Below are 286 nucleotides of genomic sequence, written 5' to 3'. Positions count from 1 at the left end.
ATAAGCCACTTGTATCCCGGCATGATCGATCCTGCAGATGTGCTTTGAGGATCATACATATGGTTAAAGTGCCAGTTGTCTGAATATTTTCCACCTATTCTCATAAGATCGGGTCCGGTACGTTTACTTCCCCACAGGAACGGGTGGTCGTAAACATATTCTCCTGCTTTCGAATATTCCCCATATCGCTCCACTTCACTCCTAAAAGGACGTATCATTTGTGAGTGACAGGAAACACAGCTCTCTCTTATATAGATGTCCCTTCCTTCCAGTTCCAGCGGGGTAT

At 45.1% G+C, this 286-nt stretch carries 1 protein-coding gene; it reads right to left on the bottom strand.

Going from position 1 to position 286, the window contains the following annotated elements; translation table 11 throughout:
• A partial coding sequence (locus HC175_RS23330) for a cbb3-type cytochrome c oxidase subunit II (protein WP_168140118.1) occupies positions 1-286 on the bottom strand: 286 nt, incomplete at both ends.

The sequence above is a fragment of the Salinimicrobium oceani genome, assembly GCF_012037645.1.
This window is presented reverse-complemented; position numbering and strand designations above follow the sequence as displayed.